Annotated in this window: 19 protein-coding genes; 14 read left to right on the plus strand and 5 right to left on the minus strand. The window is 72.1% G+C overall.

Features of this window, described 5'->3' with window-relative positions; translation table 11 throughout:
• The first annotated feature begins 4 nt into the window (after positions 1 to 4).
• Positions 5 to 1,291, plus strand: a complete 1,287-nt coding sequence (locus tag WMF34_RS28765) for a tetratricopeptide repeat protein (RefSeq protein ID WP_437989808.1) — start codon at positions 5 to 7, stop codon at positions 1,289 to 1,291.
• Between the two features lies 1 nt (position 1,292).
• Positions 1,293 to 3,104, plus strand: a complete 1,812-nt coding sequence (locus tag WMF34_RS28770; protein WP_437989809.1) for a hypothetical protein — start codon at positions 1,293 to 1,295, stop codon at positions 3,102 to 3,104.
• A gap of 166 nt (positions 3,105 to 3,270) precedes the next feature.
• Here WMF34_RS28770 and WMF34_RS28775 read toward each other — a convergent pair whose 3' ends face one another.
• Positions 3,271 to 3,792, minus strand: a complete 522-nt coding sequence (locus tag WMF34_RS28775; protein WP_012238205.1) for a hypothetical protein — start codon at positions 3,790 to 3,792, stop codon at positions 3,271 to 3,273.
• 491 nt (positions 3,793 to 4,283) lie between these two features.
• Entirely contained in the window at positions 4,284 to 5,057 is a 774-nt protein-coding gene (locus tag WMF34_RS28780) for a hypothetical protein (protein WP_437989810.1), read from the minus strand.
• Positions 5,058 to 5,765: 708 nt separating this feature from the next.
• Between WMF34_RS28780 and urtA the strand changes: the two genes are divergently transcribed.
• The 5 genes from urtA to urtE all read left to right on the plus strand — a co-directional run bounded on the left by urtA (position 5,766) and on the right by urtE (position 10,850).
• A complete protein-coding gene (urtA, locus tag WMF34_RS28785) occupies positions 5,766 to 7,067 on the plus strand; it encodes an urea ABC transporter substrate-binding protein (protein WP_012238207.1) in 1,302 nt (433 codons plus the stop codon).
• A 134-nt stretch (positions 7,068 to 7,201) separates the two neighbouring features.
• On the plus strand, positions 7,202 to 8,098 hold the full coding sequence (gene urtB, locus WMF34_RS28790) for an urea ABC transporter permease subunit UrtB (RefSeq protein WP_012238208.1): 897 nt from the start codon (positions 7,202 to 7,204) through the stop codon (positions 8,096 to 8,098).
• 14 nt (positions 8,099 to 8,112) lie between these two features.
• Complete coding sequence (urtC, locus tag WMF34_RS28795) at positions 8,113 to 9,246, plus strand: urea ABC transporter permease subunit UrtC (protein WP_437989811.1); 1,134 nt, start codon at positions 8,113 to 8,115, stop codon at positions 9,244 to 9,246.
• Positions 9,247 to 9,315: 69 nt separating this feature from the next.
• On the plus strand, positions 9,316 to 10,143 hold the full coding sequence (gene urtD / locus WMF34_RS28800; protein WP_437989812.1) for an urea ABC transporter ATP-binding protein UrtD: 828 nt from the start codon (positions 9,316 to 9,318) through the stop codon (positions 10,141 to 10,143).
• Between the two features lie 5 nt (positions 10,144 to 10,148).
• A complete protein-coding gene (gene urtE / locus WMF34_RS28805; RefSeq protein WP_437989813.1) occupies positions 10,149 to 10,850 on the plus strand; it encodes an urea ABC transporter ATP-binding subunit UrtE in 702 nt (233 codons plus the stop codon).
• A gap of 304 nt (positions 10,851 to 11,154) precedes the next feature.
• Here urtE and WMF34_RS28810 read toward each other — a convergent pair whose 3' ends face one another.
• Both WMF34_RS28810 and WMF34_RS28815 read right to left on the minus strand, forming a co-directional pair.
• A complete protein-coding gene (locus WMF34_RS28810; protein WP_437989814.1) occupies positions 11,155 to 11,595 on the minus strand; it encodes a hypothetical protein in 441 nt (146 codons plus the stop codon).
• A gap of 399 nt (positions 11,596 to 11,994) precedes the next feature.
• Complete coding sequence (locus WMF34_RS28815) at positions 11,995 to 12,891, minus strand: DUF4351 domain-containing protein (protein ID WP_437989815.1); 897 nt, start codon at positions 12,889 to 12,891, stop codon at positions 11,995 to 11,997.
• A 479-nt stretch (positions 12,892 to 13,370) separates the two neighbouring features.
• Here WMF34_RS28815 and WMF34_RS28820 point away from each other — a divergent pair, with 479 nt between their 5' ends.
• The 4 genes from WMF34_RS28820 to WMF34_RS28835 all read left to right on the plus strand — a co-directional run bounded on the left by WMF34_RS28820 (position 13,371) and on the right by WMF34_RS28835 (position 18,501).
• Positions 13,371 to 14,648, plus strand: a complete 1,278-nt coding sequence (locus WMF34_RS28820) for a formylglycine-generating enzyme family protein (protein WP_437989816.1) — start codon at positions 13,371 to 13,373, stop codon at positions 14,646 to 14,648.
• Between the two features lie 82 nt (positions 14,649 to 14,730).
• Complete coding sequence (gene avd / locus WMF34_RS28825; protein ID WP_437989817.1) at positions 14,731 to 15,132, plus strand: diversity-generating retroelement protein Avd; 402 nt, start codon at positions 14,731 to 14,733, stop codon at positions 15,130 to 15,132.
• Positions 15,133 to 15,593: 461 nt separating this feature from the next.
• The gene (locus WMF34_RS28830) at positions 15,594 to 17,237 is read left to right on the plus strand and encodes a serine/threonine-protein kinase (protein ID WP_437989818.1); all 1,644 of its coding nucleotides are present in this window, start codon (positions 15,594 to 15,596) and stop codon (positions 17,235 to 17,237) included.
• Between the two features lie 208 nt (positions 17,238 to 17,445).
• Positions 17,446 to 18,501, plus strand: coding sequence for a tetratricopeptide repeat protein (locus WMF34_RS28835; protein ID WP_437989819.1), 1,056 nt, complete (start codon positions 17,446 to 17,448; stop codon positions 18,499 to 18,501).
• A gap of 455 nt (positions 18,502 to 18,956) precedes the next feature.
• On the opposite strand, the gene WMF34_RS28840 is transcribed toward WMF34_RS28835, so the two are convergent.
• On the minus strand, positions 18,957 to 19,460 hold the full coding sequence (locus WMF34_RS28840; protein ID WP_157906972.1) for a hypothetical protein: 504 nt from the start codon (positions 19,458 to 19,460) through the stop codon (positions 18,957 to 18,959).
• Here WMF34_RS28840 and WMF34_RS28845 point away from each other — a divergent pair.
• The 3 genes from WMF34_RS28845 (at position 19,429) to WMF34_RS28855 (ending at position 23,440) form a co-directional block, all read left to right on the plus strand.
• A complete protein-coding gene (locus WMF34_RS28845; RefSeq protein WP_049876401.1) occupies positions 19,429 to 20,406 on the plus strand; it encodes a formylglycine-generating enzyme family protein in 978 nt (325 codons plus the stop codon). The two genes, WMF34_RS28840 and WMF34_RS28845, sit on opposite strands and share 32 nt — an antisense overlap.
• 144 nt (positions 20,407 to 20,550) lie before the next feature.
• Positions 20,551 to 21,639 (plus strand): hypothetical protein, encoded by a 1,089-nt coding sequence (locus tag WMF34_RS28850; RefSeq protein ID WP_012238219.1) that lies wholly within the window; start codon positions 20,551 to 20,553, stop codon positions 21,637 to 21,639.
• Positions 21,640 to 21,817: 178 nt separating this feature from the next.
• Positions 21,818 to 23,440: a serine/threonine-protein kinase gene (locus WMF34_RS28855; protein ID WP_437989820.1), complete on the plus strand. Its 1,623-nt coding sequence runs from the start codon at positions 21,818 to 21,820 to the stop codon at positions 23,438 to 23,440.
• Positions 23,441 to 24,213: the final 773 nt, after the last annotated feature.

The raw sequence follows: 24,213 nt of genomic DNA on the forward strand, positions 1-24,213 counted from the left end.
CGCCATGCCCCGAGGAGCCCTGCCGAAGATCCCCTGCTGCTCGCGCCCGCGCGGGCTCACGTCCGCCCTCGCGGCCCTGTCGCTGTCGCTCGCGCCGGCGGGCGGCCAGGCCGGCGAGCCCGGTCCGGCGCAGTCCGACACGGCACAGACGAGCCCCAACCTGGCACAGGCCAACCTGGGACAGGCCAGCCCCAACCCGGGACGGCTCAACCCGGGACAGGCCAAACCCAACCTGGGACAGCCCAACCCGGGACAGGCCAAACCCAACCTGGGACAGCCCAACCTGGGACAGCCCACCCTGGAGCAGCCCAGACCCGACCCGGGACAGCCGGGCGGACACAAGGAGCAGGTGCTCGCGCTCTATCAGGCCGCGACGCGCCTGCTCGAGGCGGGCCGCATCGCCGAGGCGTGTGCCATGCTCGAGCAGGGCCGGACGCTCGATCCGACCGCCCTCAACCTCCTCTTGCGGCTCGGCGAGTGCCTCGCGCGCACAGGCAGGACCGCGGGCGCCTGGAACGTCTTCAGCGAGACCGCGGCCATCGCGAAGAGCGCGGGAGACCCCCGCGCCGCGCGCGCGGCCGCGCTCGCGGCGGCGCTCGAACCGCGGCTCTCGCGGATGGCGATCGCCGTGCTCCCCGGGAGCGCCGCGCCGGGGCTCGAGATCCGCCGCAACGGCGTGCTGCTCCTGCCCTCCCAGTGGGGCCAGGCGCTCCCGGTCGACCCGGGGACACACACGATCGAGGCGCAGGCGCCCGGCAGGAAGCGCTGGTCGGTCGAGCGCGTCGTCCCGGCCGACGGCGCGAGCGTCGTCATCGACGTGCCCCTCCTCCTGGCGCAAGAGCCGCCCCCGCGCGCGCTCGCCGCCGCGCCGAAAGGTCAGAGGACGCAGGCGCCTCCCGTCCTGCCGATCGACGACCGCGGAGGCGGCGCCGGCGCCGGGCGCGCGCAGCGCGTGATCGCGCTCGCGAGCGGCGGCGCCGGCCTCGTCGGGCTCGGCCTTGGCGCCGTGTTCGGCGCCGAGGCGATCGCCCGCAGGGACGCCTCGAACCGCGGCCACTGCGACGCGCGGAGCCGCTGCGACGCCGTCGGGGTCTCGCTGCGCGAGGACGCGCAGGAGGCCGGCACCGCCTCGACGATCGCGTTCTCGACCGGCACCGCCGCGCTGCTCGCGGCCGGCCTGCTCCTCTGGACGGCCCCGCCCAGCGCCGCCGGCCCGCCCTCGCGCCGCGCCGCGGCGGCGGCCGCCGCCGGCCCCGGCGGGTTCTCCCTCGTCGTGGGCGGGAGTTATTGACGTGGGCGCGCGCGGCACGACCGGGCTCGGCCCGCGGCTCACCCTCGTGGCGCTCGGCTGCGCCGGCTGCAACGCGCTGCTCGGGCTCGAGGACGGCATCCTCGTGGAGGAGGGCTGCGCGCCGCTCTCGACCATCGCCTGCTACAGCGGGCCGCCGGCGACCGAGGGGGTCGGCGCCTGCCAGACCGGCCTCATGCGGTGCAACGCCGCCGGCGACGGCTACGGCCCCTGCGAGGGCGAGGTGACGCCTGCGCCGGAGCGCTGCGGCAACGCGGCCGACGACGACTGCGACGGCGCGATCGACGAGGCGGACGGCGACGGCGGCCGGCCCGAGGATCCCGCGGCCGACGGCGGCAGCGCCGTCTGCGCCTGCGCCCCCGGGACCGTCGAGCCGTGCCCGTACGGAGGACCGCCGGGCACCGTGGGCGTCGGCGCGTGCCGCGCCGGCCAGCGGACGTGCGGGCTCGACAGCCGGTGGGGCGCCTGCGCCGGCGAGGTCACGCCGCGGGTCGAGGACTGCAGCACGCCGGCCGACGAGGACTGCAACGGCGGATGGGACTGCGGCGCGGTGCTCCCCGGCGGACCGCTCGGCGCCCTCCTCGGCGGCGCGGGCCAGGAGCGGGCGCGCGCGCTCGCGGCGGGCCCCGGCGGCTCCGCGATCCTGGGCGGCGAGTTCGCGGGCTCCCTCGATCTCGGCGCGGGGCAGTTCGCGACCGCCGCCGAGCAGGACGTCTTCGTCGCGCGGCTCGATCCCGACGGCACGGTGGCGTGGATGCGTCGGTTCGTCACCGAGGGGCGAGGCTCCCTGCAGGCGCTCGCGGTGGATCCAGAGGGCAATGTCGCGATCACGGGCGAGCTCGTGGGCAAGATGAACGACGTGTGGCTCACGGCCGACGCGCCGCTGGGGTTCGTGATCAAGCTGGACAATTTGGGCGAGCCACAGTGGAGCGCGATGCTCCTCGGCAGGCCGCAGGACATCGCGGCCTCGGCGCGGGGCGAGTTCGTCGTCGTGTCGACGCTGACGGACCCCGGCGGGACCGACGTGGCGGTGGCCAAGCTCGACACGTCGGGCGAGCTGCTCTGGAAGCGGGAGCTCCGCGGCGCGGGGAACCAGGAGCCGACGGGTGTGGCGGTGGACCCGCGCGGGGATGTGGTCATGACAGGGACCTTCGAAGGCGAGCTCCAGCTCGGCGACAACGCGCCCCGGCTCCTGTCCAGGGGGATGAGCGACGTGTTCCTGGCCAAGCTCGACGAGCGCGGCGAGCACATCGCGTCGCTGGCCTTCGGGGACGGCCGCCTGCAGCGCGGCGGCGACATCGAGATCGGGCCGGACGGCGCGATCGCGCTGAGCGGGACCTTCGAGGGGATCCTCGATCTGGGCGGCGGCGAGCTGTTCTCGGAGGGGATGTCGGCGTTCGTGGCCGAGCTCGGGCCTGCGCGAGAGCACCGCTTCAGCCTGGCTTACCCCGCGGAGCGGCCGCCGCGCCTCGCGCTCGAGGCGGACGGCGGGCTCGTCCTGGCGGGCGACGTCGATGGCCCGACCCACCTCGGCGGGGGGCCGCTCGACGGCGCCGGCGGCGACAGCGAGATCGTCGTGGCGCGGTTCGATGCCGGGGGGCGCCACGTCTGGACCAAGCGGCTCGGCCCGGGCGCCCGGAGCGGCGGCGGGCGCCGGTCCGCGGCGGGTGTCGCGTCGTTCGTGGACCCCGACCACGTCCTGCTCGCCGGGACCGTGGAGGGCAGCGTGGACCTCGACGGCGCCACGGCGCAGTCGACAGCGGCCGACATCCTGCTGCTCCGACTGGCCCGCTAGCTCCGCCCTCGAGATGCCCGGCAGGGTCTCTGGCGCGCGGCACGACCGCGGTGCGCGCCGGGCGGCGATCCGCGCCATTCGCGCGAGCACGAGATGAAACAGGACAGGCGCGCTGCGAGAGCTCGCCTGTCCTGTCCGGTTGGCTGGGCCTCCGAGCCCGAACCGACTACTGGCAGGCGTCGCCGCAGGTCATGAGCGCCTTGCAGTCGTCGGCGTCCGCACAGGCCGCCTCCGCCGCGATGTAGCACTCCTCCGCCGCCTGGGCGATGCAGATATCGCAGGCGGAGTTCTCGACGTCCGGGTTGATCGCCTCATCCCCGCAAACATCGCTCGTGGCATCCGTTGTGTCGCAGTCTGCAGCGCACGGCGCTTCCGCCGCACAACCACAGAACCAGTATTGCAGCTTGCCCAGCGCCTCCGCCTCGGCGGAGTGCTCGGTGACACAGCAATCCATGCATTCGTCGCCGGTCTCCTCGGCGCAAACGTTGGCCCCGCCGGTCCCGCCGCCGCCCTCGCCCCCGCCCGTCCCACCTGATCCGCCCTCGCCCGTGGTGGCCGACGACGTGGTGGTCGAGCCCGAGGCGCCCGAGCCGCCGTCGCCGCTCGTGTCGCCATCACCACTCGTGACCGTACAGGCCGCCATCATACCCACGCTGATCAGGATCGCTGCGAAACCGAAAGCTTTCATGAATCCACCTCCAGACGAGTAGGGTCGCGCCGCGCGGCTCGTAACTCGGCACTACACGTCGAGCGACGTCGCCGGGCCACGCTTCCTGTGCACATCAACGCCACCGTCGGCGCCGGGCGCTGTTCCTACACCAGAATTTTACGTGATGGTATCTGCTTCGTGCCTACAGCTGCGCCTCTGCGCCCCAAGCGGTCGCGCGAGGAGCACGCATGTCTCTGCACAATGTGCGCGCAATCCACCGGGACAGATCGGCTGTCAGCAGTTTTGTGCAACAGGAGCAGACCCTAGCACAGGGCAGGAGCGGGAGATCAAGCGGCTCCGCGTGGATAACCTGCTCCAGGGGCACGCGCTGGGCACGCGGGCGACCTCAACAGCAAAGGTGAGACAGGAGGCGCCCGCCGGAGCTCGCTGGTGGCCTGTCGCGCTCCGAACGATCGAGGTCTCGATGGAGCGGCGGCGAGCTCTCGGCCCTTTTGCTTGCGCGGGCGGTGTTACGAGCCGCCCGCGGCGCGCCGCATCGCGCAGTCGAGGTCGCCTTTGCAGGGGTCGCCCGCTGTGCGCGCGCCGCCCGGGCTCGCAGGCGGCGCGGCGGTCGCCGGTCCACGGCTCTCCGCGGCGCGCTTCGCCGACACCTTGCCCCCGGCAGCGGGGGCGGCGGGTGGGGCCTTCGCCCCGCGCTCGCGCGTCTTGTCGCCCTTCTTCTTCTTGGCCGGAGGCGCCTCGGCGGGCGCGGCCGCGGCCTTTGCCTCCACCTTCGGCAGCTGCGCCAGCGCCGCGCTCGCCGCGTGCCGCACGCCGGGCTGCGCGGCCGCCTGGAGCGTCTCACGCGGGGCGCCGAGCCACACCGCGCTGGCGATGACCGCTGCCCCGAGGGCGCCCGCGATTCCGTAGCGCACGCCGGCCGCCCGCCGCGCGCGCGGCGGGCGCAGGTCGATCGGGACCTCGGAGGGCACGGGCGTGAGATCCGGCGGCCTGAACGCCGGCAGCTCGGAAGGCACGCCGAACGGAAAGATCTCCAGGTAGCTGCTGCGCTCTCCGTCGCCTGCGGCGGCCCCGTGGCCATCCGCCATCCCGGCGCTCCTCGCGCCGTGCTCGGCCCGCCCGCCGCTCCTGGCGGAGGCGTCCTTCTCCACCGCGAGCAGCGCGCTCAGGGAGATCACCACCGAGTTCTCGTCCCGCGGCCCGGCTGCGACGCCGTCCGGCGCCGCTCCGCCGCTCGTGGATCGGCCATCCGTCTCGCCGGGCAAGTGATTCGTGCTTCTCATAGGCTCCACCCCGCCTGCCCTCCGTGTCGACCGAGCACAGGGCGCAGACAGCATCTACCAGTGTACTCGCCATTTACCGCTCTTGATACAAGTTTTTTATCGCACTGGAGAGCGCACCTGGTCGTTACGGCTCGCCACAGCTCGCCATAACGCGCAACACCGCCGGAGCTCCCAGCGCTCGTGCGCGCAGCGGCCAGAGCGCCCCACACCGTGTCGGCTCCAGCGACATCGGGCGTGGCGACCCCGGGCGAGGCCGCGCGTGCGCGCGCGCCCAATGGCGCCCCATGCTCGACGCCCTCGCGCCTCGCCCTCGCCCTCGCGTGCGGTGCATCACACCGGAGCCGTGGCCGGGGCGAAAACTCGAGCGGAACGAGAACAACGATGGATCCGCTCGACGCGCTTTGTGGTCAGAAATCCAAACGGCCTGCGGAAAACGCACGGCGCCTGCCGGCCGGGCGACATTTCACGTCGACGAAACCTCGACGAAACATGGCACTTGGCATAAGGCCTTTCACCACGACGTCGTGTGGCTGGCCCTTGTCCGGGGACCGCGTTCTGCTGTGCAGGGCGTCCATCGGGTGTGTCCAGCCGGGAGTCTCCACTGGCCGGCTCCCGAACTCCCAACGGCTCTTGTGCAGTCGAATCGCCGCGCCGCGTCGATGCAGGGCATTGGACGCGCCCCCGGCACCCAAGGAGGATGCGTTGAATATGTACACGTCTGGGTTGGACGTTGAGGATCGGCCGGCGGCGGGCACCTCTCGGCGTCGGGCGCTCTGCGTCGCGATGGCGGCGCTCGCCGGCGCGGCCCTGCTCTCTGCCTGCGGCAAGGCGAACGACGAGGCTCCGGCGCCCGGGACGGCGCCCGTGGCGCCCGCCTCGGACAGCGGATCCATCAAGGTCGGCGTGCTCCACTCGCTGAGCGGCACCATGTCGATCAGCGAGGTGGCCGTGAAGGACGCGACGCTGCTCGCCATCGAGGAGATCAACAAGGCCGGCGGCGTCCTCGGCAAGCAGCTCGTGCCCGTGGTCGAGGACGGCGCCAGCGACTGGCCCACGTTCAACGAGAAGGCCAGGAAGCTCGTGCAGCAGGACGCCGTGGCGGTCGTGTTCGGCGGCTGGACCAGCGCCAGCCGCAAGGCGATGCTGCCCTCGTTCGAGGAGCTGAACGGCCTGCTCTTCTACCCGGTCCAGTACGAGGGGCTGGAGCAGTCGCCCAACATCTTCTACACCGGCGCCGAGCCGAGCCAGCAGATCGTCCCCGCGGTCGACTACCTGCTCGAGAAGGGCAAGAAGCGCATTTACCTGCTCGGCTCCGATTACGTCTTTCCGCGCACGGCCAACAAGATCATCAAGGCTCAGCTCGCGGCGAAGGGCGGTGAGCTCGCCGGTGAGGAGTACCTGCCGCTCGGCGGGACCGAGGTCAGCACGATCATCACGAAGATCACCGCGGCAAAGCCCGACGCGATCTTCAACACGCTGAACGGCGACAGCAACGTGGCGTTCTTCAAGCAGTTCAAGGACGCGGGTTACACCGCCGACAAGCTGCCGGTCCTCTCGGTGAGCGTCGCCGAGGAGGAGGTGCGCGGCATCGGCGCCGACAACATCGCCGGACACCTCGTCTCGTGGAACTACTACCAGACGACGGACACCCCCGAGAACAAGAAGTTCGTCGACGCGTACAAGGCCAAATACGGCGCCACGCGCGTCACGGACGACCCCATCGAGGCGGGCTACTTCGGGGTCTACCTGTGGAAGATGGCCGTCGAGAAGGCGAAGTCGACCGAGGTCGCCAAGGTGAAGGAGGCCGTGAAGGCGGGAGGCATCGAGTACAACGCGCCCGAGGGCCTGGTGCGGCTCGACGGGAAGAACCAGCACACCTGGAAGACGGTCCGCATCGGCGCGGTCCGGAAGGACGGCCTCATCGACGAGGTGTGGAGCTCGGGCAAGCCGGTCCAGCCGGATCCGTACCTGAGCGCGTACCCCTGGGCGAAGGAGCTGGCCGCGAAGTAGCGGGCCGCGAGCGCGAAGCCCGAAGCCCGGATCACGGGACCAGGGAGGGCGCGGGGGCCCATCAGGATGCCCTCCGCGCCTCCGCGGCCCGAACCTCACAGTGCGCGGCGTCTCGATCGGTTGGGTGCTCTAGAATGAACGAAGTTCTCCTCCACGCCTTCAACGGCCTGAGCCTGGGCTCGATCCTCCTGCTCATCTCGATGGGCCTCGCGTTCTCCTTCGGGCTCATGAACGTGATCAACATGGCCCACGGCGAGTTCATCATGGCGGGGGCCTACACGACGTACGTCATCGGGCACCACGTCGCGCCGCTCGTCGGGGGGACCGAGGCCGGGCTCTGGTTCCTGCTCGCGCTGCCGGCCTCGTTCCTCGTGGCCGGCGTGCTCGGGCTCGTGCTCGAGCTCACGATCGTCCGCTTCCTCTACGGCAGGCCGCTCGACACGCTGCTCGCCACGTGGGGGGTCGGGCTCGTGCTGCAGCAGGCCGCGCGGAGCCTGTTCGGCGCGTCCAACGTGCAGGTCTCGAGCCCGTCGTGGCTGAGCGGCGGCGTGGCGCTGTCGGGCGGCGTGCAGCTGCCTTACAAGCGGGTCTTCCTCATCGCGCTCGTGATCGCGTGCATCGCCGCGGTCTACACATACCTGCACCGCTCCGCGGGCGGCAGGCGGCTGCGGGCCGTCATGCAGAACCGCGAGATGGCCTCGTGCCTCGGCGTCCGCGCGCGCCGGGTCGACGCCGCGACGTTCGCGCTGGGCGCCGGGCTCGCCGGGATCGCGGGGTGCGCGCTGACGCAGCTCGGCTCGATCGGCCCGTCGCTCGGGACGAACTACATCGTCGACGCCTTCATGGTGGTCATCCTCGGGGGCCTCGGGCGGCTGCCCGGCACGGTGGTGGCCGCGCTCGTGATCGGCGTCGCGAACACGCTGCTCGAGCTCTCGACGACCGCGTCGCTCGGCAAGGCGCTCGTGTTCGCGCTGGTGATCGCCTTCTTGCAGTGGCGTCCGACAGGCCTGCTCGCCCTGCGCACACGATAGGAGAGGACACGGACATGGCCCCTCGAGACTCTGCCCTTCGCACGTTCGTCTGGACCTGGGGAGCGCCGCTCGCCGTCGCGTTGCCGCTCCTCGTCGCGCCGCTCGTGCTCTCCGATTTCCGCCTGAACCTGCTCGGCAAGTTCCTCACGTACGCCATCGTCGCCCTGGGGCTCGATCTCATCTGGGGCTACGGCGGGATGCTGAGCCTCGGGCAGGGGCTCTTCTTCGGCCTCGGCGGCTACGCGATGGCGATGTACCTGAAGCTGGAGACGTCCGGCTCGCGCCTGCCCGATTTCATGAGCTGGAGCGGCCTCGAGGCGCTGCCGCTCTTCTGGGAGCCGTTCCGCTCGCCGGTCGTGGCCCTCTGCGCCGTCGTCCTCCTGCCGATGGCGATCGCGTCCGCGGTGGGTTATCTCGTCTTCCGGAGCCGCGTCCAGGGGGTCTATTTCTCGCTGATCACCCAGGGGCTGACGCTGATCGCGTCGATCCTCTTCATCGGCCAGCAGGCGGTGACGGGCGGCACGAACGGGATCACGAACCTGAAGACGATCTTCGGCTTCGCGCGGGGGGCGACCGGGACGCAGACGGTGCTCTATTTCGTGACGCTCTTCTGCCTCGGGGCGCTCTATCTCCTGTGCCGCAAGCTCACCCAGTCGCGCTTCGGGCGCCTGCTCGTGGCGATGCGGGACGACGAGAACCGGGTGCGCTTCCTCGGCTACAACCCGGTCACGCTGAAGACGCTCGTGTTCGCGCTGTCGGCGGGCATGGCGGGCATCGCGGGCGCGCTGTTCGTCTGCCAGGTCGGCCTCATCTCGCCCTCCTCGATGGGCGTGATCCCGTCGGTCGAGATGGTGACCTGGGTGGCTGTCGGCGGGCGCGGCACGCTGATCGGCGCGGTCGTCGGGGCGATCCTGGTCAGCCTGGGCAAGAGCGCGCTGAGCGAGTCGTACCCCGAGGTGTGGCAGCTCGGCTTCGGCGCGCTCTTCGCGGCGTCGGTCATGCTGCTCCCGAAGGGCGTCTCGGGCTTCCTGCAGCGGCACGCCGCGCGGCTCTCGCGCCGCGACGCGGGCGGCGCGGCGGGGCCGGCGAGCGGGGATGAGGTCGATTCGGCGGCGGGCCCAGAGGCGCCGGCGACGACCGGTCGCTGAGGGGGAGGCGCGGAGATGAGCGGAAGCGAGCACGCAAACGAGCGCGGAGACGAGGAGAGGAGCAGCGCGATGAGCCGCGGCAACATCGTCGAGGTCCAGCGGGTGACGGTGAGCTTCGACGGCTTCAAGGTGCTGGACGAGCTCGACTTCTCCATCCAGCGCGGGGAGCTCCGGTTCCTGATCGGGCCGAACGGCGCGGGGAAGACGACGCTGCTCGACATCCTGACCGGCAAGACGAAGCCGTCGAGCGGACGCGTGGTGTTCCACGGAGGTGGGGAGTCCGGACAGGAGGCCACGGAGGTGAATCGCCTGCCGGAGCACGCCCTTGTGCGGCTCGGGATCGGGCGGAAGTTCCAGACGCCGGCCGTGTTCGGGAGCCTCACGGTGCTCGAGAACCTGGAGGCGGCGATGGGCTTCCGGGAGAGCGCGCCGGGGCTGCTCCGCGGGCTGTCAGCGCCGCAGGAGAGGGAGATCTCCGAGACGCTCGATCGCATCGGGCTCCGGCGGCGCGCGGACGTGCGGGCCGCGGTGCTCGCGCACGGGGAGCGGCAATGGCTGGAGATCGGCATGCTGCTCGTGCAGCAGCCGAAGCTGCTCCTGCTCGACGAGCCGGTGGCGGGGATGACCCGGCGCGAGCGCGACCGCACGGGGGAGCTCGTCCAGGAGATCGCGAAGCAGCGGTCGGTGCTGGTGGTGGAGCACGACATGGAGTTCGTGCGGCGCTACGCGAGCACGGTGACGGTGCTGCACGCCGGCAGGCGGCTGTGCGAGGGGCCGGTCGAGGAGGTCCAGGGCAACGCGCAGGTGATCGAGGTCTACCTCGGGCGGGCGCACGACGCGGGGCGCGCGCGGGGCGGGGCCAAGGCGCCGGCCGAGGCGCAGGCGGAGGAGCGGTAGCGAGCATGCTGGTGATCGAGGATCTCGCGGTCTATTACGAGGAGAGCTGCATCCTGTCGCAGGTCAGCCTGGACGTCGCGCCAGGGCGGGTGTCGTGCCTGCTGGGCCGCAACGGGGTCGGCAAGACGACGCTGCTCAAGGCGATCATGGGCGTGCTGAAGCCGCGGCGCGGCAAGGTGACGCTCGACGGGGCGGACCTCACGGCGAGGTCGCCGAGCGACAGGGCGCGCGCGGGGATAGGCTATGTGCCGCAGGGGCGAGGCATCTTCCCGTACCTGACGGTGCGAGAGAACCTGCTCATGGGCTTCGAGGCGAAGAGCGATCCGACGCCTAGCCCCGCGGCGCTGGACGAGATGATGGAGATGTTCCCCATCCTCAAGAAGTTTCACGCGCGGGCGGCAGGGACGCTGAGCGGCGGGCAGCAACAGCAGCTCTCGCTCGCGCGGGTGCTGCTGAGGAAGCCGAAGCTGCTCTTGCTGGATGAGCCGACGGAGGGGATCCAGCCGTCGCTCATGCAGGAGATCGGAGAGGTGATCAAGGGGCTCGGGAAGAAGGGGGACATGGCGATATTGCTCGTCGAGCAGTTCTTGGATTTCGCGCTCTCGACGGCGAGCGAGTACTTCATCATGGATAACGGGGGGATCGTGCGGCGGGGGAGCGTGGCGGAGTTCGACGACGAGATCGCGAGGGAGTTTTTGGCGGTGTGAGGGGCCCCTCGAGGGCGGCCCGGCCCAGGGAGAGGGAGTTCGCGGCGTGGCGCTGGGCGGGGGCCCCGGATTGCCCGGCCCAGGGAGAGGGAGTTCGCGGCGTGGCGCTGGGCGGGGGCCCCGCCGAACTCGCCTGGGACGTTCTTTCTCCGGCGCGCTGCGCACGCCGGAGAAAGAACGTCAATTGGGCTCGGACATCGGCCCATCCCCCGCCCAGCGCCACGCCGCGAACTCCCTCTCCCTGGGCCTACGGTTGAATTGAAGGGGGGCGACGCCGAACCGCGACGGCACGGCGCCCCCAGATCTACACCAACGCGTCGTCCGCGCTCGTCGCCATCACCGCCTGGTCGAGCCATCGATCCAGCGTGGCCAGCTCGGAGCAGGCGTCAATCTGAGCCTCGTGCAGCGCGCTGAGCGCAAGCCCACGCCGCGCCAGAACCTTGCGCAGCGCCGCGCGCGCTGCGGTGAGCTGGCCCTTCTCGATCCCCTGCTCGATCCCCTTCTCGATGAGCTGCTCCTTGACCTCCGGGCTCTCGGCGAGCAGGGCCTGGAGAATCCACTGCCTGCGCGCCTCGATCTCCGGGTCGTCGGAGCGAGCGAACCGCCGCAGCAAGTCCTCGCGGGTGTACTGTGACATCGGCAAGTATTCTAGCATGGAGATCACCCATTCCACATCCCGCCGCGGTGCCACCCACCGGGCGAACGCGTCGAGGGCCTGACCCGAGCGAGCGACCAGGAACGGCACCAGCTCGTCGCACAGCGGCAGCTCGTTGGGCGGTCTTGATATCAACTCACCGACGGCGAGGCACCTCAAATAAGCGATCTGCGCGGCAGATAAAGAGAGATGAATTCGCAACCCTGTGCGCAAGAGCGTGAGCGCGGGTGCCCCGACCCCGGCGCCGCGGGCGACGCGTCACGCTCGGTCGGAGCGGCCGCGGAGCGACAGCGCTCAGGAGCAGCGCGACGGTAGGCCTCGGGGAGGCGGACGCCGTCGAGCCGGCCAAGGCACTGCGCAGCGGGAACACCTCGACGGGAACCAGGGAGCGCACGCCGCGGAAGGTAGTGGCCTGAGTTGCCCCGGAGCACGCTTGCGACGGAGTGGAAACGTGCCGGGTGCTTTGGGCGATATCCCCAGCAGCGGTCCTCAGCTCGGCACGTCGAGCACGTCGGCGAGGGTTGTTGCGCTGAGCACCCGCTCGGCCCACTGCTCGAGCGCGGCGATCTCGGCCGCCTCGATGCGGACCACGGCGGCTTCCGGCAGCTCGCCGAAGCGAGCGCGGAGCTGCCGCAGGAGCACGGCACGCTCTCCTTCGAGGCGCCCTTCGAGGCGCCCTTCGAGGCGGCCCTCCTGGCGCCCCTGGTCGCGCCCCTGCGCGACGTACTTCTTGGCGAAATCGCTCTGGTATTCGTAGCCCTTCACCATCGCCTCCAGGGCCCGCCGGGCCGTATCGTCCAGGGAATTTAGCACGAGATCGCCGTAGAATCTGGCCCTGTCCTCATCGAGCTCGCGGATGGCGGGCAGCACGGCGGCGGCGATGTTCGCGCCCTGCTCGCCCGCGCCGTGCGCGAGGGCGGAGAGCACGCCCAGCTCGGGGCGTCGGGCCGCCTCGGCCGTGTCCGTCACAATCGGAACCGCCGCATGCCCCAGCACGGGCGGGCGCAGGACGAAGCCAGGAATACCGGTCTCGATGGGCTGTGCGCACCAGGCAGCGACGTCGGGGTCGGGAGCGACGACGAGCAGGCCGGCCGGGCACCGGTGAATGGCGCGCGCGCCCATGGTGTACTCGGGCCAGGTGAAGCGCTTTCGAGGATCGATGGCGAGCTGGACCTCGACGATGAGCACCGAGACGGGGAGGTCGTCGCCGAGCAAGAGGACGACGACGTCGGCGCGGTACTCGGCAGGCTGGATCTGGGTGAGATCGATCGAGGTGGTGCGCGCTCCGGAGTGTGGCGGCAGCGGGACACCCAGCACCTCGACGAGGAGCTCAGCGGCGAGCGACGGGCGGTTCTTGAAGAGATCGACGAGGATCTCGTGGTCCATGGACGGCATCGTGCGGTGGCTCGCAAGTGCTTGAGTTCCGGGAGTGGGCGGGAGCTCGCCGGCGAAGGTCTCGCTTCGCAAACCGCATCCCAAGGACGCGCGGAGGAGTTGATATCAGCGCTCCGGGAGGAGCGCACTCGAAATATCGACGTTGAGCAGCAGAAATAGAGACATCATGATGGCGACCTGCGCGTAATGCCGTGAGTCTGCGCGCTTTGCTGCCCCCGCTCCTCATCGAGGTCGCGGAGGGCGGGCGGCACGGCTGCGGCGATCGCGGCGCCCTGCTCGCCAGCGCCGTGCGCGAGGGGGCGGAGGGCCAGCTCGGGGCGTCGTGCCGCGTCTGCGGTGTCCGTCACGCTCGGAACCACCTTCCGCCGAGAACGGGCGCGTGCAGGTCGAGGGAGTGACGGCGCATCTGGAAATGAGGTGGAGGACACGCGTCGGTGGACATCGGGAGCGGGGCGGCAGTACGACAAGGCATGGAGAAGCGGAAGGGCGCGAGATGGCTGTGGGCGGGGTGGGCGTTGGCGGCGGGCGGGTGCGGGTGGGTGGCGGGGCTGGAGCATGGCTATTACGTGGTGCCTGGGGGAACCAGCGGGGAGGCGGGCGGCGGGAGCGGCGGAGCTGCCGGAACCGGCGGGAGCGGGACTGGAGGCGGCGCGGGCGCGGGCGGGAGCGGGAGCGGAGGAGCTGGAGGCGGCGACGTGTGTACGCCCGAGGGCAAGCAGTGTGTCGAGCAGACCTGCGTCGATGGGAAGTGTGTCGGGGAGTGCGGCCCGGAGGACGTGCGCTGCTCGGAGAACCGGCCGCAGCGGTGCGATGGGCGCGGGGCGTGGGAGGACGCCGAGCCGTGTGGTGCGGCGGCGCCCGCATGCGACGCAGGGAAGTGCGTGCCGCGGAGCTGTGTCGGACTGGCCGAGACGTGCGGCCCTGACAGCAACGAGAGCTGCTGCGCGACGGGGGAGGCGGTGCCCGGGGGCACGTTCAACCGGAGCAACGACGCAGCGTATCCAGCGACGGTGAGCGGGTTCTTGCTGGATCGGTTCGAGGTGACGGTGGGTCGATTCCGGAAGTTCGTGGAGGCGTATCCCGGGAGCAAGCCAGCGGCGGGAGCCGGGGCGCACCCGCTGATCGCCGGGAGCGGGTGGGATGCGGTTTGGGCGAGCAGCCTGCCTGCGGATGCAGCGGCGCTGAAGCTGGCAGTAAAGTGCGACTCAAGCTACCAGACGTGGACGGATGCAGCCGGGGATCGCGAGCATCTGCCGATGAACTGCCTGAACTGGTACATGGCGTTCGCGTTCTGCGCGTGGGATGGGGGCCGTCTGGCGACGGAAGCGGAGTGGAACTACGCGGCGGCGGGTGGAGACGAGCAGCGGGAGTATCCCTGGTCGGCCCCGGCGAGCACTGGCACCGTCGACGCGAGTCACGCAGTGTATGACTGCACCGGAGACGGGTCTGCATCCGGCGAGTGTGCTTCCAGCGATATCCAGGCGGTGGGTTCGAGGTCGCCGGCGGGAGATGGGAGGTGGAAGCAGGTAGATCTAGCCGGGAACCTGCGGGAGTGGGTTCTGGACTGGTACGGAAACTACTCCAACCAATGCAACAATTGCGCCAACACAGCATCCGCCTCGTCCCGGGTGCGCCGGGGCGGGGTCTTCAACCGCGATGCGTCGGACCAGCTCTCGTCCGCTCGCGGCGGCATCGACCCGTCGCACGGCGCCTACGGCCTCGGGGCCCGGTGCGCGAGGACACCGTAAAAATTGGCTCAAATATTGCGATTCGCGTCGCTTCCCTTGAAACTTGATCCTTGAACCCTTGATCCAGCAAGGATCCCCGCCGATGTCGGGCGACAGCAGTCGGAACGCGGGAAGCCGGGGGTCCGGGGGCGGAGCCCCCGGCCCGGCTGCAGCGCCGGTGATCGCCGTCCGCATGGAATCGCTGCTTGCCTGGCTCGCCGAGCGCGTCGCCCAATTCCCCCGCGATCACCGCTTCACCGTCGGCGATCGCCTCCTCCACGCCTGCCTCGACATCACCGAGCACCTCGTCGAGGCCTCGTACCGCCGCGACAAGCGCACCGACCTCGCCGCCGCCTCGCGCGGCCTCGTCCGCGCCCGCATCCTCATGCGCCTCGCCCACGCCCTGCGCTGCGTCTCCGAGGCGCAGCACCTCCAATTCGCCCGCGAGAGCGACGAGATCGGCGAGATGCTCGGCGGCTGGCTCCGCTCGGCCCACCCGCGCTAAGCTCCCCAGTACCCAGGCGTGCCGCGTCGTGAGCTCCGCGGCGGCGCGCAGGCACCGGTGCGTCCCGAACCCCGTCCGGCACGCGTAGGACTGCGGCGCGAAGGAGCGCTCCAGCCCCGGCAGGGTCGCCTCGATCAGCGCGTGCTGGACGATCCGGTCGCGGAACGGCAGCGCCGAGATGAGGCGCAGCTTCGGCTCACGGATCACGAACACCCGCGGCGCCCCCGGTCGTCAGCGGTCCTGCGAGAGCTCCTCGACGAGCGCGACGCAGGCAGCCTCTCGATCGAGCAAGAAGGCCGCGACGTCGGCCGACCCGCGCTTGCCGCGCGCCGCGGCGAGCGCGAGGCGCAAGGCCCGAGGAGGATCGATGAGCGTAATGACAGCCCTCGGCGGCGACGGTCCATGGATAGCAGCTCTCGCGTCCACTTGACGCCGCCCGCCCGCGGCGCGACCGTCCTGCCGTGTCGGCCACAGCGCTTGCGGAGGGGACCGTCTTCGCGCGCCGCTACCGCGTCGTGCGCCTCATCGCCGCCGGCGCCATGGGCGCCGTCCACGAGGTCGTCCACCTCGAGACCGAGCGACGCCGCGCTCTCAAGGTGATGCACCCGCACCTCTTCCAGAGCGAGGAGATGCGCAGGCGCTTCAAGGCCGAGGCGTGCATCACGGCGAAGATCGACAGCGAACACATCGTCGACGTCTTCGACGCGGGCATCGACGAAGCGACCGGCATCCCCTTCCTGGTCATGGAGCTGCTCCGCGGCGAGGAGCTCGGCGAGCGCCTCAAGCGCGCAGGCCGCCTCCCGCCCGCCGAGGTGATGACCTACCTCCACCAGACCGCGCTGGCCCTCGACCGCACACACGCCGCGTCGATCGTGCACCGCGACCTCAAGCCCGCCAACATCTTCCTCTCGCAGCGCGAGGACGGCTCGGTCCGCGTGAAGATCCTCGACTTCGGCGTCGCCAAGCTCGTCGCCGAGGGCGCCACCGCGGCCGGCGCCACGAGCAGCCTCGGGACGCCGATCTACATGCCGCCCGAGCAGTTCCTCGGCGGCACGAGGCTCACCGGCGCCGCGGACGTCTTCGCGCTCGGCATGATGGCCTATACGCTGCTCGTGGGCCTCCCGTACTGGCACCCCGAGGCGAGCAGCGCCGACGGCGTGTTCGCGTTCGTGATGGTGGCGGCCCGCGGCCCCGAAGAGCCGCCCGTGCAGCGGGCGCGCGCGATGGGCGTGGCGCTGCCGGCGGCCTTCGACGCGTGGTTCGCCCGGGCCACGGCGGGCGATCCCGCGGCGCGGTTCCAGCGGGCCACCGAGGCGGTGCGGGCCCTCGGTGAGGTGCTCGGCGTCCCCGTGGCCGGCGGCCGGGGCACGTTCCCGAGCGCGCCGTCCTGGCCCGGCGTGGTCCCTGCCGCCACCGCGCTGCCCTCCGACCTCAGGACGACGGAGCCCGGTCCGGGTGGAACCCCGGTCCCGCCCCGCGACACGCGCCCGTCAGGTCCGGCGCTCGTCGGCAGCTCGACCGGCGTCCCGGTCTCCCGCGGGCCGCTCAAGCCCGCGAGCTCACGCCGCGGGCCGCTCGCCGCCGGGCTCTCGGCGCTCGCGCTCACCGGGGTGCTAGGCGCTGGCGGCTGGCTCGCGCTGCGCAACGGGCCGGGGAGCGATCCGCCGACGGCGCCGGACGGCGCCGCCGCCGCGCCGGCAACGCCGGAGCCGCCTCTGCAGACGCCCGAGTCGCCTCCCGCACCAGCGGCGCCCACCGCCTCGGCCGACACGGCAGCGGCCCCCACCGCCGCGGTCGACACGGCAGCGGCCCCCACCGCCGCGGTCGACACGGCAGCGGCCCCCACCGCCGCGGTCGACACGGCAGCGGCGCCCGTCCCCGCCGCGGTCGGCACGGCAACGGCGCCCGCCGCCACGTCGCCTCCCACCGTGCTGCCGGCCGCCGCCGCCTCCACGCCGGCCGAGCGCCGCCCGCGGGCCTCCCCCCCGGCCCCTGCCGCCACCTCCAGGCCTGCGCCAGCCGCGCTCAAGCCCTCCGCGACCAGCGGAAAGCTCCCCGCGCCCCCGCCGACATCGAAGCCCACGTCGCCCTACGGTCGATATTGAGCCGCACCTCCGCCATGGCGCCTCGTCACCCCCGCACACCGGGCGCCGCCGGATAGCTCGCGCAGCGACGCGCGACGACGCGAGCACGGCTGTCCCCTGTGCGTCTCCTACCTTTCCGTCTTGCTGCCTTCGTGCTCCACTCGCGCCACCGATCACGCCTGCGCTCGCTCGCATCCCGAGCTCTCCTCGCCTGCCGAGTCCCCTCCTCATGACGCCCTGGCTCCGACGCTCCACGTCTCTTCTCGCGATCTCTGGCCTGCTCTCGCTCTCCATGCCCGCGGCGGCGCAAGACATCGCGACCGCCGCGGCGCTCTTCGAGCAGGGGCTCGCGGACATGCAGGCGGGCCGCTACGAGACGGGGTGCAAGGCCCTCGCCGAGAGCGAGCGCATCGATCCGCAGCCCGGCACGCTCTTCACGCTGGCCTCCTGCGAGGCGCAATGGGGCCGGACCGCCACCGCGGTCGCGCGCTTCAAGGACTACCTGGCGCGCTTCGATCGACTGACGCCCGCGGAGCAAGCCCGCCAGCGCGAGCGCCCGAGCCTCTCGAAGCAGGAGATCGAGCGGCTCGCCCCGCGCGTGCCGAAGCTCGCGCTCTCGCTGCCGCCCGGCGCCCCGGCCGGGACGGTGGTGACCCGCGATGGCATCTCGCAGGGCGAGGCCATGCTGGGCCTCGCCCTGCCCGTGGATCCCGGCGAGCACCGGATCTCGATCCAGACCCCCGGAGGCCCCCTCCGGGAACAGCGGATCACGATCGCCGAGGGCGAGACGAAGCAGCTCACGCTGGCGCTGACGGAAGCGCCGGCTCCGGCACCGCCCGCGCCGCCGCTGCCCTCCCCGCAGCCGGCGGGGCCCGAGCCGGCCGGACCGGACGCGCCAGCGGGCTCTGGAGGCCGCCGGACGGCCATGGTCGTGGCGGGCGGGCTCGGCGCGGCGGGCCTCGTGCTGGGCGGCATCACCGGCGCGCTCGTGCTCGACAAGAAGGGCACCATCGACGAGCACTGCGGCAGCGGGATCCACGCCGCGGACCCGAAGGCATGCGACACGACGGGGCGCGACGCCGGGACCAGCGCGAACTCCCTGGCCACGGTGAGCACGATCGGGTTCGCGGTGGGCCTGGCCGGGGCCGGGACGGCGCTCATCCTTTACCTCACCGAGCCGAAAGCCGCGGCCCCGTCGGTCAGCCCGAGCCAGAGGTGGATCACCGCAGGCGTGCTCGAGGCAGGGCCAGAAGGGGCCTTGTTCGGCGCGCGAGGGCGCTTCTGACGCCGACGACAGCACCTTCGTAAGAGCAGCCCTGGGGACTGGATGGCCTCTTCGTCCTCAGGCCAGCCGGACGGGCGCACGCGGTGGAATGGCGCCGTCTCCCGCGGCCCACGTGGCGTCCGTCGAGCGACCCCGGGATATCGCCATGGACCAGCCGTCGCTCTCCAACGGCGGCCCGGCGCCCGTCTGACCCCGCGCCGCCCGATCCCGCCCCGCGACGGCGCCGGAACCGCCCGCGGCGCCCGACGCCGGCGCTCCGGCGCCCGTCTGAACGCACCCGATCCCTGAGCAACAGCCCCGAGTTCGTCCAGGCAGCACCGGTACCGGCGCTATGGACAGCACCCGCGCAGCGGCTGTAGAGGAGTAGGCATGGTTGGCAGGCGCACGGGATGGTGGTGGGCTACCTCGATCTTCGTCGCCAGCGGGTGCGGCCTGATCGCCGATTTCGACGGCTACTACCTCGACGACCGAAGCGCCGCCGGAACCGGCGGGCAAGACGGCAGCAGCGGCTCGACCACCGGCGGCGACACGACGGCGACGAGCAGCGGCGGAGCAGGCGGCGCCGGCTCGGGCGCCAGCACGGCGACGACGGGCGCCGGCGGGGAGGGCGGCAGCGGCGGCCCCGCCTCGACGAGCGCCGGCTCCGGCGGCGACGCCAGCGGCGGCGGCCCCGCCTCGACGAGCGCCGGCTCCGGCGGCGACGCCAGCGGCGGCGGCCCCGCCTCGACGAGCGCCGGCTCCGGCGGCGACGCCAGCGGCGGCGGCCCCGCCTCGACGAGCGCCGGCTCCGGCGGCGACGCCAGCGGCGGCGGCCCGACCTCCACCAGCAGCACCACAACGACAAGCTCCACCACCACGACGACCGCCTCCACGACCGCGGCGACCACCTCGACGACCACCGCCAGCACCGGCGGGGGCGGCGATTGCGTGACGGACGAGAGGCGGTGTCTGAACAACACGCCGCAGCAGTGCTTCAACGGCGGATGGGAGAGCAGCCCGCCGTGCGGAGGGACGGCGCCCGTGTGCGTCGCGGGGACGTGCGTGAGCCGGCCGAGCTGCGGCGGGCTGTCCGTGACGTGCGGTCCGAAAGGCGATGAGAGCTGCTGCACCGCATGGCCGGTCCCCGGGGGCACCTTCAACCGGGACAACAATCCCGCGTTCCCCGCCACGGTGGACGGCTTCGAGATGGATCGGTTCGAGGTGACGGTGGGCAGGTTCCGGAGGTTCGTGGACGCCTATCCAGGCAGCCGCCCGCCGCGCGGCGCGGGAGCGCACCCGGACATCGAGGGGAGCGGGTGGAACCCGGACTGGGACTCGACCCTCCCTCTCGACGCACCGGCGCTGAGGACGGCGATCCGGTGCAGCGGGAGCTACAGCACATGGACCGATACGCCCGGCGCCAACGAGCACCTCGCGATGAACTGCGTCCGCTGGCCCATCGCCTTCGCGTTCTGCGCGTGGGACGGGGGACGGCTGCCCACCGAAGCAGAGTGGAACTACGCAGCCGCCGGAGGGGACCAACAGCGTCACTATCCGTGGTCGCAACCCCCGACCTCGACGACGCTCAATACCACCTACACGACCTACGCGTGTCTCCTCGGCTCGCCCGCCGCCTGCGAGTTCGATGACATGGTGCCCGTCGGGTCGAGATCCCCCACAGGAGACGGGCGGTGGGGGCACGCCGATCTGGCAGGGAGCATGGCGGAGTGGACGCTGGACTCGTTCCTGGGCGACTACCTGAACCCCTGCGTCAACTGCGCCCAGCTGGCGACGGCCGCGGACCGGTCCCTCCGGGGCGGGGGATGGAACGAGGATTCCTCCAGGCTGCGAACGCAGAACCGTGGTCATCATCCCCAGGATGACTTCACCCGATCGACCGGCATTCGCTGCGTGAGGTCGCTGTAGATGCTCGCGGGCCGCGCGCGTGTCGCGTCCTGGCTGCCCCGGCGGCCACGCTCTCCGAGGTCCCCTCTCCTGCCGGGTATGCGCGCCTCGCGCCCTGGCCGCCACGCTCTCCGAGGTCCCCTCTCCTGCCGGGTGTGACAGAACATGACGCCTTGGTTCCGCCGGTCCGCACAGCTGCTCGTCGCCCTCGCCTCGCTCTCGCTCGCCGCGCCCGCCGCGGCGCAGGACGCCGCGGCCGCGGAGGAGCTCTTCAATCGAGGGCTCGCCGACATGCAGGCAGGCCGCTACGAGTCGGGCTGCAAGATGCTCGAGGAGAGCGAGCGGCTCGATCCTCAGCCGGGTACGCTCTTCACGCTCGCCATGTGCGAGTCGCAGTGGGGCCGGATCGCCACGGCCGTGACGCAGCTCGGGAATTACCTGGCCTGGGTGGACCGGATGACGCCGGCGCTGCGGGCCCGTCAAGGGGACCGGCCGGAGGCGGCGCGGGAGGAGCGCGATCGGCTCTCGCCGCGCGTGCCGCGGCTCTCGCTCTCGCTGCAGGACGGCGCCCCGCCTGGCACGGTGGTGAAGCGCGACGGCAGCACGATGGGACCGGCCGCGCTCGGCGTCGCGCTGCCGGTGAACCCCGGGGTACACCTGGTGTCGACCCAGGCGCCGGGAGGACCCCTGTGGGAACAGACAGTCGCGATCGCCGAGGGCGAGACCAAGGCGCTGACGCTGGAGGTCAAGGAAGCGACGGCTCCCAGCGTCCCCGCGCCGCAGGCGCCCGCCCCCGCGCAGCCCCCGGCCGCCGAGGCGGGGTCGCGGCGCGGCGCCCCGCCGCCGCACGCAGTCCCGGACGAGGCGGCAGCCCCGGGAGGCCGGCGGGCGCTGGTCTACGTGGCCGGCGGGGTGGGCGCCGCAGGGCTCCTGGCGGGCGGGATCCTGGGCGTGCTCGCGCTCGACAAGAAGTCGGTCGTCGACGAGCACTGCGGCAGCCGGATCCAGGCCAGCGACGAGAAGGCCTGTGATGCGATAGGGAACAAAGCCGCGCAGAGCGGGGGCACGATGGCGCTGATGAGCACCCTTGGCTTCGGGGTGGGGCTGGCCGGGCTAGGCGCAGCCGCGGTACTGTACTGGACGGAGCCGAAGCCGGCCGGCCCGGCGACGGGCGCCGCCCCGCAATGGCTCCGCGCGAGCGTGCTGCAGGCCGGGCCGACGGGGGCGGTCCTCGGCGCCCAGGGCACCTTCTGACCAGCGGCGGCGCCTTCCGGAGGATTCCGGAGGACGAGCGACCCTTTGCAACTGCGCAACTACGCAACTGCGCAACTACGCGACATCATGACAGGACGGGCGCGCCGCAGCAGGGGCCGTCGCGGCAAGCCCCGAGAGGCCTTGACGCCGGGGGCGCCCGACGGGATCCTCTTGGCTCGTGTCGACTGCACTCGCGGACGGGTCCGTCTTTGCGCGCCGCTACCGTGTCGTCCGCCTCATCGCCTCGGGCGCCATGGGCGCCGTCCACGAGGTCGTCCACCTCGAGACCGAGCGACACCGAGCTCTCAAGGTGATGCACGCGCACCTCTTCGAGAGCGAGGAGATGCGCGAGCGCTTCAAGCGAGAGGCGCGCATCGCGGCGAACATCGAGAGCGAGCACATCGTCGATGTGTTCGACGCGGGCGTCGACGAGGCGACCGGCATGCCCTTCCTGGTCATGGAGCTGCTGCGCGGCGAGGAGCTCGGCGAGCGCCTCAAGCGCGTCGGCCGCCTGCAGCCCGACGAGGCCGTGACCTACCTCCACCAGGCCGCGCTGGCCCTCGACCGCACCCACGCGGCGAACATCGTCCACCGGGACCTCAAGCCCGCGAACCTCTTCCTGTCGCAGTGCGAGGACGGCTCGATCCGCGTGAAGATCCTGGATTTCGGCGTCGCGAAGCTGGTCGCCGACGGCGCCACCGCGGCCGGCGTCACCCGCAGCCTCGGCACGCCGCTCTACATGGCGCCCGAGCAGTTCCATGTCGGCAAGAAGCTCACCGGCGCTGCGGACATCTACGCGCTGGGCATGATGGCGTACGCGCTGCTGGTGGGTCTCCCGTACTGGGACCCCGAGGCCAACGAGGCGGGTGATGTGATCGCCTTCGCGATGCTGGCCGTCCGCGGCCCGCAGGAGCCGCCGGTGCAGCGGGCGCGCTCCGTCGGCGTGATGTTGCCGCCGGGCTTCGATGCGTGGTTCGCCCGGGCCACGGCCGTCGACCCTGCGGCGCGGTTCCGCAAGGCCACGGAGGCGGTGCACGCCCTGGGCGAGGTGTTCGGCATGCCGGTGGGCGGTGGCCGCCGCGCGAGCTTCCCGAGCGCGCCGTCCTACGCCGGCATGCACCAGGGCCCGTCGTCCTCACCCGCGCGGCTCTCGAGCGCGCCGTCCTCGCCCGGAGCGCGCCCGAGCTCGCCGTCGTCACCCGAGCTATCGCCGGCCCTCATGAGAACGGAATCCGCGCTGGGGACGACCCCGTCCCCGGAGCACCTCTCTGGCTCGCACCGCGTGCGGCTGACAGACGCCTCGACCGGCGCGGCCACCACCTCGCTGCCGCCGAAGCCGCGCCGGGCGCCGATCGCCGCCGGGATGGCCTTGGTGGGGGTCGCGATGCTCGCGCTCGCAGCCCTCTGGCTCGCGCAGCGCGCGGAGAGCGAGGGCGAACCGGCGGTGCCGGACGTGGTCGCCGCGAGCCCGCTGAGCCCGAGCCAGGGCACGGCGCCGCCCGCGGGCACCGCGACGGCGCTCGAGCCGAGCGCGGCAGCGCCCCAGCCGAGCGCGGCGGCGCCGGAGCCGGCCGCAGCGACGCCCGAGCCGAGCGCGGCGGTGGCGCCCGCGCCGGCCTCGGCGCCCCCTCCGACGGTGACGCCGTCCGCCGAGGCACGCGTCCAGACGCCGCCCCCCAGGAGCGCGACTGCGCCGGTGCGCCCGAACAAACCGACGACGACCGCGCCCAAGCCGGTCGCGAGCGGCAAGGCGCCAACACCGATCAAGCCGGCCTCCAGCACGCTGTTCGGGCGCTACTGAGGTCGCCAGCCGGAGCCCTCCTCCACCGAGACGGCGCGCCCGCACCGCTGTTAAGGAGCAGTGTTTTCCCGGGCTTCATCGGAGGCGACCGTACGCGGAGGCGCCACGGAAACCACGTATTCCGACGGCGTTCCAAAATCGAACGCCACCCCAGGCTCTTGCCCCAGGTCCCGAGGCTCGCGCTCTCCCTGCCGGCGGGAGTACCGGCGGGCACCGTGGTGCGGCGCGACGGCGACGTGCTGGGTGAGGTCAGGAGTGGACGCAGCCGCTCTTCTCGCATCGTCGGGATGTCGTCGTGCCCGTAGGCCCCCTGGCGGGAAAGTGAATGGTGCGACGCTTCACCGTGTCACCTTGAGAAACCGGTCGAGATCCGCCTCCTCGGCAGCAGCCCCAAGCGACGTCCGAAGTGCGTTCGCGATGGCAGCGAGCAGCAAGCGATCACGCCGCTGAGCATCATGGATGTGCGTAGCCGTTAGCCCACCGAAACGCAGATCCTTCGGTCTGCGTCGGCAGCGCAGGGGCTGGCTCTCGTGAGGGGCGAGCTTGATCGAATTCGTCGCGCGAGTCGTCATGAGGTCGCTCCGACCAACGGGAAACGCGCTAGGCTCGCTGGTCGCTCCCTACCGAGACAACACCAGTCAGCGACGACGACCTCTCACTCGACAGGCATAATTTCTCGCTTCGAGCCTACTTGAAGCTCAAGATCTCGATCTCCGTGACGCCCAACCGTTAAACTCCGCCACAAATGAGAGGGATCCCTCAGCGGGGATGCT

The sequence above is a fragment of the Sorangium sp. So ce145 genome, from assembly GCF_051525985.1.
GTDB lineage: Bacteria > Myxococcota_A > Polyangia > Polyangiales > Polyangiaceae > Sorangium > Sorangium cellulosum_B.

Coding starts and splice junctions, on each gene's coding strand:
- WMF34_RS28765 (WP_437989808.1), top strand. CDS start 5: ATGCCCCGAGGAGCCCTGCCGAAGATCCCCTGCTGCTCGCGCCCGCGC.
- WMF34_RS28775 (WP_012238205.1), bottom strand. CDS start 3,792: ATGAAAGCTTTCGGTTTCGCAGCGATCCTGATCAGCGTGGGTATGATG.
- WMF34_RS28780 (WP_437989810.1), bottom strand. CDS start 5,057: ATGAGAAGCACGAATCACTTGCCCGGCGAGACGGATGGCCGATCCACG.
- urtA (WP_012238207.1), top strand. CDS start 5,766: ATGTACACGTCTGGGTTGGACGTTGAGGATCGGCCGGCGGCGGGCACC.
- urtB (WP_012238208.1), top strand. CDS start 7,202: ATGAACGAAGTTCTCCTCCACGCCTTCAACGGCCTGAGCCTGGGCTCG.
- urtC (WP_437989811.1), top strand. CDS start 8,113: ATGGCCCCTCGAGACTCTGCCCTTCGCACGTTCGTCTGGACCTGGGGA.
- urtD (WP_437989812.1), top strand. CDS start 9,316: ATGAGCCGCGGCAACATCGTCGAGGTCCAGCGGGTGACGGTGAGCTTC.
- urtE (WP_437989813.1), top strand. CDS start 10,149: ATGCTGGTGATCGAGGATCTCGCGGTCTATTACGAGGAGAGCTGCATC.
- WMF34_RS28815 (WP_437989815.1), bottom strand. CDS start 12,891: ATGGACCACGAGATCCTCGTCGATCTCTTCAAGAACCGCCCGTCGCTC.
- WMF34_RS28820 (WP_437989816.1), top strand. CDS start 13,371: ATGGAGAAGCGGAAGGGCGCGAGATGGCTGTGGGCGGGGTGGGCGTTG.
- avd (WP_437989817.1), top strand. CDS start 14,731: ATGTCGGGCGACAGCAGTCGGAACGCGGGAAGCCGGGGGTCCGGGGGC.
- WMF34_RS28835 (WP_437989819.1), top strand. CDS start 17,446: ATGACGCCCTGGCTCCGACGCTCCACGTCTCTTCTCGCGATCTCTGGC.
- WMF34_RS28850 (WP_012238219.1), top strand. CDS start 20,551: ATGACGCCTTGGTTCCGCCGGTCCGCACAGCTGCTCGTCGCCCTCGCC.